Origin of the sequence: Teichococcus aestuarii (assembly GCF_003116135.1) — a bacterium.
GTDB classification, from domain to species: domain Bacteria; phylum Pseudomonadota; class Alphaproteobacteria; order Acetobacterales; family Acetobacteraceae; genus Pseudoroseomonas; species Pseudoroseomonas aestuarii.
In genome coordinates this window covers 1-5862 of record NZ_PDOA01000054.1, presented here as the reverse complement: position 1 = coordinate 5862, position 5862 = coordinate 1, and the positions used below count along the sequence as shown (strand labels likewise).

4 protein-coding genes and 1 pseudogene are annotated in these 5862 nt (G+C 66.5%); 2 read left to right on the top strand and 3 right to left on the bottom strand.

Annotation, left to right across the window (positions count from 1 at the left end; genetic code table 11):
• Positions 1-666: 666 nt before the first annotated feature.
• The 3 genes and pseudogenes from CR165_RS23955 to CR165_RS24785 all read right to left on the bottom strand — a co-directional run.
• A pseudogene (locus CR165_RS23955) lies at positions 667-873 on the bottom strand (IS5-like element ISRso1 family transposase); the annotation flags it as partial.
• Positions 874-1094: 221 nt separating this feature from the next.
• Positions 1095-2021: a TAXI family TRAP transporter solute-binding subunit gene (locus CR165_RS23950; protein WP_245906749.1), complete on the bottom strand. Its 927-nt coding sequence runs from the start codon at positions 2019-2021 to the stop codon at positions 1095-1097.
• A 69-nt stretch (positions 2022-2090) separates the two neighbouring features.
• Positions 2091-4112, bottom strand: coding sequence for a hypothetical protein (locus CR165_RS24785; protein WP_146202045.1), 2022 nt, complete (start codon positions 4110-4112; stop codon positions 2091-2093).
• A gap of 881 nt (positions 4113-4993) precedes the next feature.
• Between CR165_RS24785 and CR165_RS23935 the strand changes: the two genes are divergently transcribed.
• Both CR165_RS23935 and CR165_RS23930 read left to right on the top strand, forming a co-directional pair.
• Positions 4994-5347: a transposase gene (locus CR165_RS23935; protein WP_109519392.1), complete on the top strand. Its 354-nt coding sequence runs from the start codon at positions 4994-4996 to the stop codon at positions 5345-5347.
• Positions 5348-5380: 33 nt separating this feature from the next.
• Positions 5381-5650, top strand: coding sequence for a hypothetical protein (locus tag CR165_RS23930; protein ID WP_109519391.1), 270 nt, complete (start codon positions 5381-5383; stop codon positions 5648-5650).
• The last annotated feature ends 212 nt before the right edge of the window (positions 5651-5862 follow it).

Here is a 5862-nt window from a genome sequence, read left to right as displayed (position 1 = left end):
TGTCGGGTAGCGCCGCCGCTCAAACGCTGCCTGCCGGGCACGGTGTTCCTTGGTCCACATCCAGCCCATCTGGCCACGCAGGGACGCCCAAACACCTCACCACCAGCATTCTCAAACAGGCAGTAAGTCCCGGAATGTCGTGGTTACCCTTCAGCACGATGCTGCGGGGCATGCGCTATGGGTCAGGTTCTTCACGGCTGCGCCAGAATGACGATGCAGTTCGTTGCGTGATCCAGCGTCAGCAAGAAAGCGTAAGGGCGCGGCCGAGGCAACTGCCTGGTGGTGGGCCGATCATGGCCACAATGCATTGGCCGACATTGGCGACTTCATCGCCCTCACCCGCCGCATCAATGCGGATTGGCCAACTTGGCAGAGCACGTAGGCTGCTCAATCAACCATCGCTAGCTTTTGCTACTTGGCCATGTGCCTCATCTTGATCCTTAAAGAGGATGGTCACAGAGCGCATTTCCGCCGATAGGATGCATCGATGAGGTGGTCGCATGCGCATTATCATCACAAACATTCGGCTTGATCAGCGCTCTGGTACTGAGATTGTCACATCAGAAGTTGCTCGGGGATTAGTCGAGCGAGGCCACCAAGTGGCCGTCTATGTCACATCACCCTTACTGCCTGTTTGAGAATACCTGAGTGCCCGTTTGAGAATAGTCATGGATGGGCGATGCGCCGGATGAGGAGTGCGCCCATGCTGACGTGGATCATGGCTTCGGAGACGTCACAGCGGCGCTCATAGTCACGAACCAGGCGGCTCCAGCGGATCATCCAGCCGAAGGCTCTCTCCACCATCCTGCGGCGTGACAGGACCTGGAAGCCTTTCTGATCCGCCTGCTTGCGCACGACCCCGCTGACGAAGTCACCATTCGCAGGGCCACCGCTGCCGCCATGGCGAACTCCACACCGTTCCGCGCCTTGAAGCAGACCGGCGGCCCGGCAGAATGCCACAACAAGTCTATCCGAAGAAAGTTGGTATAAGCGGCGTGCTGATCGGCAAGATCGCGCACCATGTGCCACAGCGCCAGCCGCAGGGGCGCCGCAGCCGCCGGCCTCCATCGGAGGCCAGGCGGCGGCAGTCCGCCTCACGGGCTGAAGCGGGTCCAGCCGGGCACCTGCGCGGTCAGGTTGACCTCGCGCCATTTTGGATGGCGCGGCGGCTGCAGCAGCATCGGGAACTTCTGGTTGAAGCGCTGCAGGAAACGCACCAACTTGCCATGCCGCTCGGTTCCTGGCTTCCAGGCATAGACCGCCAGCACCGCTCCCACCGCAACCGTCTGCACCGGGCTGCCCTCGGCCACGAGGTTGGGATAATCGGCATGATCGATGGGCGCCGGTAGGTAGGTCTGCAGCAAGGGCGGCGCCAGCGGCAGGGAAAGCAGATGCAGCCCCTCCTCCGCCCGCACGCCCGAGAACAGGCGGGCGGGCTTGCCGGTGACATAGACCAGCGCAGCGATCTCTCCCCGCCGCAGGCGCTCCAGCGCCACGTCCTGCGGCGCGTGCACCGCCTTTACCTCCAGGTCCAGGCTGCCGAAGATAAGGGAGGCCGTCATCGCCGTGCCGCTGCCGGGCAGGTCCACGTTCACAGGCTGGCCGGCAAGATCCTCCACCCGCATGATGTCCGGGCGCGCGAGGATATGCACCTCCTCGTCGTAGAGCTTGGCGACGTACTGCACGAGCTGGCTGACGCCGGGGAACAGCCGGTCCCGCATCACCGCCGCCAGCACGTCGGACTGGACGATGGCGATGTCGATGCCCCGGAGGTAGAGCAGGTCCGAGATGTTCTGCATCGAGCCCTTGCCGATGACAGGCAGGACACGCAGGTACTCGCCCTCGTCGAGCACCGCGGCCAGATCGGTGGCAATGCGGATGTAGGTGCCATCGACGCCGCCGGAAATCACGCCGACGGTGCCGGCATTCACCTCCCGCGTCGCTTCCGCCGCGCTGCGCCGGGGGCCGGTACCCTGCGCCCAGGCCGCTGGTCCTCCCAGGAGGGTCAAAGCACCGGACATCAGGGCGGCACGCCGGCCGAAGGAGTGCGAGGGCATAGTCCGGGGGTTCTCCATGCTTTGCGAAGGCGCTCAGCGCCGTTCCAGGCGCGACAATGCGGGAGCGACCTGCGCCTCCCCCAGCGACATGGCCTGCCGGTACCACCGGACGGCCAGGGCAGGATCAGGGCGGATGCCCTGGGCACCGATCCTGTCCAGGAACGCCGGGTCGTAGGTCTGGCCCAGCGCCGCGGCGGCCTTTCCGCTGCCGGCCTCGGCGGCATAGGCGTAGAGCCGCCTGGCAGCCGAGATGTCGCGCAGCGCCAGCATCTCGTCGGCGCGCCGGATCACCGCCTCCAGCCTTTCCGGAGATCCGGTGGGGCGAGGGCGCGGCGGGGGGGCGGTGGTAGCCACCGGCGCTTGCGCCGGCGCTGCAGCCCGAGCTGGTTCGGGTCCGGATGCGGAAGCCGTTCCAGGAACCGGTTCCGGGGCCGTCGCGGGGGCGGGTGCGGCTTGTGGCGGCTGCGGGGGCGCCATGAGCTGCGGCTCAGGCACTGGCTCGGCCTTGGCCAGAGCCTCCGCGCGGCGGGCCCAGACAAGGGCCAGCAGGGGGTCGGAGGGTGTGCCCTCCGCACCGAGGCCTTTCAGGAAATCCGGCTGATAGGTTCGGCTGAGGGCGGCGGCGGCCTGGCTGCTGCCGGCTTGCGCGGCCTGCTGGTACAGCAGGCGGGCAGCTGCAATGTCGCCGAGGGCCAGCTTCTCCTCCGCCTGCTTCAGCAGCGCCGCCTTTTCCTCTGCGGAGAGCGAGGGGGCGGAGAGCGCCGGAGGAGGCGGAGCGGGTGGCACGGGCGCCACGACTCCCGCTTTCTCCGCGGGCGGGCGGGCGGCTTCCTGGCCCGCTGCCAAGCTGGCTTCTGGCGGGCCGCCGGACGGTGAGATGGCCTCTGGCGCAACCGGAGAGGCCAGGTCCCTTGCCGGTGCGGCGGCCTCGGCGGCGCTCTGCGATGCGGGAGCTTCGGTCCGTGCCGCTTCCGGCCCGGCACGCTCCGCCACGCCAGGAGGAACAGCCTCTGCCTGCGGCGGCGTCGTGGGTTCGGCGCGATTCTCCGGACCAGGGTCCTCTGCCGTCACCTCCGGGGCAGGAGGCGGTGCGGATGCGGCCTCTTCCTGTGAGCCCTGGGGCATGGCCGCCAAGGGCGCATCCCCGGGTGCAGCCTGCGGCGCACTGTTGGGCTCCGCATCCCTTGCCGCGGGCCGATCGCTGGAGGCAAGGTCGGGCGAATCCCGAAGGTTCTCTCCGGGCTGTGGTGCCTCCGGCGGTGGAGCCTGGACCGCCTCGGCCTCAGGGGAGGCGGGCATGTCGGTGGAGGACTCCACGGCCTCCGTGCTTTTCTCGTGCTGTTCGGCGGGTACCACGGGCAATGCTTGCTCGTCCGGTGCCGGGGTGGAGACAGCCACCTCCAAGTCTACCGGGGAGCTTTCGGGCGCGCGCGGGGATTGCGGAACAGGCGTTTCCGGAGCAATCACCGGGAGTGGATCGGGGCCGGACTCTGGTTCAGATCCTGGGCCGGCAAGCGGAACATGGTCCGTGTGTTCGCCGAAGTGCGCGTCGTCGCTGCGGGCGAAATCAAGCTGATACGGGAAGCTGCCCGAGATGGCGGAAGCTTGCGGCGGCAGCGCCGGCTCCTCCATTCCCCGAAGCCCGGTGGCCGCCGCATCCATCCTGCCGGCCGGGCTACTGACATCGTCCCTGGGCACCTTGTCCTCGGGCATCCCCTCTTTGGGCATCTCGGCCTCAGGTGCCTCAGCGGCGGCCTCCAGCAGAGCCAGTTCCTGATCCAGTTGGCTGGCCATGGTGAGCAGCCGCGAAATCTCGGCCTGCAATGCCGTGACGTCCTCCTGCTCCTGCGTGGGGCGGGCCGGCGCCTGCGCGACATCCAGGGGTGTTGGCGCCGGCGGCGTGTCGCCGGTGGCAGCAGTCCGCCAAGTGGGCGCCGCGTCGGCGGAGAGGACGAGCCGCGGCGCCTCCTGCCCGCGCCCGGCGTTCGGGCCATCATAATACTGGCCGAGCCAGTGCGGCAGATAGACCACAGCCCCGCCGCCCAGGCTCAGCATGGCCGCGCAACTCATGAGGAGCAGCATTCCCGGGCGAGGCCGGCTCTCGGAAGCCGATGATCTATCGTTCCCGTATTCGGCAGTCCCGCTTGCCGAGGGCCTCGCGTCTTCTTGTCGCGGCATATGATGATAAGGGCCCATGGTGTTCGGCCATGGTTCACTCTTGCCAGATGCCAGGGCTATTCAAGAACAGGTGAAAAGCCCGGATACCGAGAGACTTCACCAAGGCTTGGCACCAAGAATTCAGCATTAGCTGGACATTTTGGATTAATTGTAAGTCCCTCCTGTCTGACATTGCCTGCTGGAGGCGAGGATGACGAGCATGCGGAATGCTGGGTCTGACCTAGGCCGCTGGTTGGCGCCGTTCTGGAGGTGATGGGGCGCAAGATCCGCCGCAGCTAAGGCTCAGGACCTATCGACGAGCCTCGTGCTTCGATGCTGCTGTGCTTCCATGGTTGCCGGAGGTGCTGCATTGGCGGACCTGTTCTGGCTCGTGCAGGTTCGCCGGCGCGATGCGCCTGCCGAGTACGGACCGCACAAGACGCTGTGCAACCGCCGCCTCGTCCGCTGGAGGCGCATGGGTACCTTCAACCGTACCTTCGCCGGGCTGGCCGGCAGCGAAGGGCAGCCGGACCCGCTGATGATCGTACTCACCTCAAGGTGCGCCGCACAGCCGCCAGCCTGCTCAAAAGCGGGCTGTTCCCTGTTCTGTCGGGCGCCCCAGGGTCGGGCCTGAGTTCCAAGCCTCACGCCGTCCCTGATGGCCAAGGCCGCCCGCTCATCATGCTGCTCTCCGAAGGACCGGATGAGCGACCACACGGATGCCGCGCTGACGCTGGGCGCCCTGCCGTCCGCCCGCGCCCTGGTCGGCGACAGGGGCTGTGACAGCGGTCGCTTTCGCCAGCCTGGCCGATCACGGCATCGAGCCTCGCATTCCCTTGCGCCGCGGCCGCAAGCAGCGCATCGCGCATGACAGAATGCTCTACCGCCAGCGGCACCGCATCGAGATCATGTTCAGCAAGCTCAAGGGGTGGCGCCGCATCGCCACGCTCCATGACCGCTGCGCTCACACCTTTCTGTCCGCTACTTGCCTCGCCGCCATCCTCTTCTGGATCGATGATACCAATTCTCTTCAGATAGATTTGTTGTGGCCTTTTGCCGGGCCGCTGGTTTGCTTCAAAGCGCGGAACGGTGTGAAATTCGCCATGGCGGCAGCGGCGGCCCTGCCGAAGTGACTTCGATGCGCATGCGCGGGAAAGGGCGCAGGCTTGATTCTGCCCTTCTACGACGTCGCGGCCGTGGAGCTGCACCTGACCGGGATTTTCCAGACTGCTGCACCGGGCGCCCACGCCGTGCCCGCCGTCGATCAGGCTGACTCGCACACCGTGCCTGCCAACATTGCCCTCCTGCCCTTGCCGCCTTGCTCCCCGGCGCCGGATCCGGTCGAAAACGTCTGGCAGCTCATGCGCGACAGCTGGCCAGCCAACCAGGTCTTCAAATCCGGTGCCAACATCGTTGACGACGGCGGCTTCGCCTGAAACATCTTCATCCAACAGCTCTGGAAGATCATGGCCAACGGCCTGCGAAAATGAGCTCAGGAGTGCTGTCATGGAGACTTGGTACAGGCCTGTTAGAGCTTGAATGCTACTCCCATGTTTTGGGTATGGCGAAGGGCAAGGACGAGCAGCTTCTCACGGATGCGACCTGGGCGGTGTGGGAGCCGCTGATCGAGGCGGCCAGGCCTCACGGT